Below are 3,548 nucleotides of genomic sequence, written 5' to 3'. Positions count from 1 at the left end.
AGTGAAAATTGCGTTGTAATAGACGACAGGTAAGTAGTATACGCCTCGTCAGTAGGGGAGTATCAGAGACTCCCCTACACTTTCAATGCAATGAGATCAAAGAACGCGATCGCGTGGCTCAAGATTGATATTTTTTGATTGAAGTATGATTCGGGAATTCTCAATCTTGCTATACATAGTTATTTTATGGCTTTGAAAATAGCTTTGGAATAACTACCAGAGCCTGCATCTACCATTCGTATACAAGTTATCAGAGAAAAATCAAGATAAAAATTGAAGTGTGAAAGCGCAGGCTGCAACTATAGCCCTGCGAACCATTCATAACCTTGATCTTCCCAATAGCCCTTATAAGGTAACAAATCGCTAACTAGCGTAATGTTTGTCACCCATTTGCTTTGCTTGTATCCGAGTTTAATCGGGGAGGCTAGACGTAGAGGGGCACCATTTTCAACCGATAAAGGTTGACTATTTTTTTGATACGCCATGAGAGTTTGGGGATGCAACGCAGAAGCGATATCCCAGCTTTCGTAGTAACCATCTGCTGACTTAAAATAAGCATAACGGACATTCGCTTTTGGCTGAGCCAGAGATACAATTTCCCGCAATTGGATTCCACCCCATTGCACAATTGCCGCCCAACCTTCGACGCAGACATGGCGAATTGTCATTGAGGATAAAGGCATTTGCTGAATATCCGCCATACTCAGGCTGAGAGGGTTATTAACCTCGCCATTCACCTTTAGGCGAAACGCAACAGGGTCTATTTGTGGCGTAAAGTCAAATGTATTAATAATTAAAGCATCTGGCTCAATCTGACTAGCAGGAAATTCAGGTACAGGTTTTTGAGGATTTAGCAGTAACTCTTCAATACTTTGGTTGAGGGGTTCAAAAGCTTTACCTGCAATTCCCTCAAACACACTGAACGCACAACCCCCCAGAAGTAAACTAATACTAGAAAGTCCTGATAATTGCAGAAATCTGCGACGGGGAACTTGAATCAAGCCCATACAATACCTCTAGAAAAATATAAAATTAATTAAACGGAAAATTCCTACTTTAAAAGCTAACTATGAGAAATTTAGTAGGCTCATCTTGATGGACGCACGCTAAATTAAGGTTGAGTTTTGCGATCGCTCAAGCCAACCTATGGCTCATTATAAAATACCGCTACCAGAACATAGAATCAATTAACCGAGAACCTCCTACTTTAAGAGCTAGCCAAGAGTGAACCATTGCAAAGAGTATGACAGTTGGCACACTCATAAAATGAACAATTCGCAATGCTTGCCAATCGCCAAATAAATCAACAATCCAGTGAAACTGAGCTGGTTTATACATTCCCAGTCCGCTGAGCAAAGCGAGCAGTAAAATCGGAATAATCGCGGTGTAAGCAATTCGATGCCAAGCATAAGCAATGCGCTTGGGGTTCTGACTCAATTGCAGTGCCTTCACATCCTTCTCACTTACAAATCGATGTCTCCAGCGCCGCGTGACCAAAATATAAATCCCGTACCAAACTAAATTTAGAGAAAATAGCCACATGGCAGCAAAATGCCAATGTCTACCTCCAGCAAGCCAGCCGCCTAGCAAAAACAAGGGTGGAAAATGCCAACCACCGCGTCCGCCAAAAACCGGATTGGCGTTGTAAATCTGTAGTCCGCTGGTAATCATTAAAAGCAAGCTAATAATGTTGATCCAGTGAAATGATTTTGCCGCCAAAGCTTGTGTCGGTAGCAGTGGGGGGCGAGGTGTTTGGGAGGAAATAGACGAACTCATAGATTTATAACGAGAAATTTAGATTTTTTTGATTTCATCTTAAACACTATCTTCTCACCTCAAAACTCAAAACTCTTCTTACCAATTTTCTATTTAAACCGTTTCCCCTTTTACTGGCACTAAATAACACCCAGTAATTTTCCATTTACCCTGAGATTGCTTTTTCATCAGATAAAGTGCCCTGATCAAATTCCCATCTCGATCGAGTAGCAGCACTTGCTGAGCCGGGAATCCTTCAATTGTGGTCATATTCTCAAACATTACGGAACGAGGACGATGAACTGGTTGATAAGCAGCTTTCACCATCCTCAAAAAATTGTCTGGCGTCCCAAATTGAGCTTGAATTTCTGAGCTAGCAAAGGAGAAAGCACCTTCAGCATCGTCTTTCTGAAACGCTTCCATCTGGCTAGAAATCACAGAACGGATAATCAGGCGATCGCTATCAGTTACTTCCATTTGTTGAGCTTTAACGGGTAAGGTGAGCGGGAAAAAAGCCAGCAAGAATTTCAGGAAACAACGGACGCAACGCATCTGAAAATTATTTTGACTTATCGGAGATTTTAGTCTGGGTTAGCAAGCCGGATTGGAATGAGCCAAGAACTCCGTTAGGGTCAATCAACCAGATTTAATCTGAGACAATCTATCTTGCATTTCTACATCCACCGACACCGAGCGAATTTTCCGCCCGATTGCTGGAGGCTGCCGCAGTTCGCATCGGAGATCCGCTACTAATTCGCACAAGTGTTGTGCTATGTCCCGATCTAATGGCGTCTCTGGTTGAAAGCTATGTTCAAGCTGACGAGCCAGTTGAGAACCCCAAGGAAAGCCAAACATCCCTAAAGAACCCGCCAGCTTGTGAGCTGCCCAAACTGCTCGGTGGCGCTCCTCCAACCCCAATTCGTCTCTCAATAAGGCAGTGGTTGCCTCTTCAACAACATCTATTCGGGAGATAATCTCTCCTTGCAAGCGCTCCCAAACTTTCGCCACTGCTGCCTGCGTTTGAGCAGCCGTTGGCGGCTGGTTTGAGGCGGAGGATACCCCCCGGACGGGAGGATGAGATCGAGCTGGGTTGAGGCGATATCCTAACCCATAAACCGTCTCAATCAGATCGGTGGGAGCGCCTGCGGCTCTGAGTTTTTGCCGCAACCCTTTAATGTGAGATCGGACTGTTTCTTCCGCGGGTGGTTGCTCAAACGACCACAGGTGTTCTAGAAGCTCGCTGCGGCTAAATACTTGATCCGGACAGCGCACAAACAGTTCTAGCAGCGCATACTGTTTGGGGGTGAGATGCAGATTTTGCCCTTCATAGCGTCCTTCTAAGGTAGGCGGGTCAAGACCCAAGCTGCCATTCTTCAGAATCGGCGGTTTTAATAAACAGCAATGACAAAGGAGAGTACGGACACGAGCCGCCACTTCTTCTAAATCAAAGGGTTTGACGACATAATCATCTGCACCAGCATCCAGTGCGATGACTTTATCGCCATCAATTTCATGGGCAGCATATAAGAGAATCGGCATCAGCCGCCCTAAAGAACGTAGCCGCTGACAAAGACTGATGCCATCGAGTGTGGGCAGCATCACATCTAGCAAAATCAAGTCATAGGTACCAGCCCGTGCGAATTGCCAGCCTGCTTGCCCATCGGTTGCCCGGTCAATTACATAATTGCGATCGCTGAGGGTTTTGGTGAGAGCTTGTGCCAAACGCTCATCATCTTCCACTAGCAGAATGTTCACTTTGAGATTTCCCCTAATCCTGATTCGCTTCCCGTCAA

At 45.0% G+C, this 3,548-nt stretch carries 4 protein-coding genes; all 4 read right to left on the bottom strand.

Features of this window, described 5'->3' with window-relative positions:
- Positions 1–299: 299 nt before the first annotated feature.
- The gene (locus H6F50_RS08285; protein ID WP_190428274.1) at positions 300–1,007 is read right to left on the bottom strand and encodes a molybdopterin-dependent oxidoreductase; all 708 of its coding nucleotides are present in this window, start codon (positions 1,005–1,007) and stop codon (positions 300–302) included.
- Between the two features lie 160 nt (positions 1,008–1,167).
- Complete coding sequence (locus H6F50_RS08280) at positions 1,168–1,776, bottom strand: cytochrome b/b6 domain-containing protein (RefSeq protein WP_190428272.1); 609 nt, start codon at positions 1,774–1,776, stop codon at positions 1,168–1,170.
- 93 nt (positions 1,777–1,869) lie between these two features.
- The gene (locus H6F50_RS08275; protein WP_242028940.1) at positions 1,870–2,307 is read right to left on the bottom strand and encodes a DUF4864 domain-containing protein; all 438 of its coding nucleotides are present in this window, start codon (positions 2,305–2,307) and stop codon (positions 1,870–1,872) included.
- A gap of 84 nt (positions 2,308–2,391) precedes the next feature.
- The coding region (locus H6F50_RS08270; RefSeq protein WP_199292050.1) for a response regulator at positions 2,392–3,548 on the bottom strand (1,157 nt) is incomplete at its 5' end.

This window comes from Coleofasciculus sp. FACHB-712 (assembly GCF_014695635.1).
In the GTDB taxonomy this organism is placed as follows: Bacteria; Cyanobacteriota; Cyanobacteriia; order Cyanobacteriales; family FACHB-T130; genus FACHB-T130.
Note: the sequence above shows the minus strand (reverse complement) of the source record. Positions and strands in the feature narration are given on the sequence as shown.

Excerpts from the sequence above, each read along its gene's own strand:
- H6F50_RS08285 (WP_190428274.1), bottom strand. The coding sequence starts at position 1,007 with ATGGGCTTGATTCAAGTTCCCCGTCGCAGATTTCTGCAATTATCAGGA.
- H6F50_RS08280 (WP_190428272.1), bottom strand. The coding sequence starts at position 1,776 with ATGAGTTCGTCTATTTCCTCCCAAACACCTCGCCCCCCACTGCTACCG.
- H6F50_RS08275 (WP_242028940.1), bottom strand. The coding sequence starts at position 2,307 with ATGCGTTGCGTCCGTTGTTTCCTGAAATTCTTGCTGGCTTTTTTCCCG.